The sequence below is a fragment of the Pantoea sp. S62 genome (assembly GCF_016658625.1).
GTDB lineage: Bacteria > Pseudomonadota > Gammaproteobacteria > Enterobacterales > Enterobacteriaceae > Pantoea > Pantoea vagans.
Map to the genome: position 1 here is coordinate 1 of NZ_JACVVI010000086.1, position 216 is coordinate 216.

Genomic DNA, 216 nt, shown 5'->3' on the forward strand with positions numbered 1-216 from the left:
CAGCACTCATAATGCTGGGGTCACAGGTTCGATTCCCGTCGTAGCCACCATCTTTTTTTGCGGGAGTGGCGAAATTGGTAGACGCACCAGATTTAGGTTCTGGCGCCGCAAGGTGTGCGAGTTCAAGTCTCGCCTCCCGCACCATTTCATTATTCGGCAGCGTGGATGGGATATCGCCAAGCGGTAAGGCACCGGTTTTTGATACCGGCATTCCCT

General features: G+C 54.2%; 1 tRNA gene. It reads left to right on the forward strand.

Going from position 1 to position 216, the window contains the following annotated elements:
• The first annotated feature begins 59 nt into the window (after positions 1 to 59).
• Positions 60 to 144, forward strand: a tRNA-Leu gene (locus IBT54_RS25030).
• Positions 145 to 216: the final 72 nt, after the last annotated feature.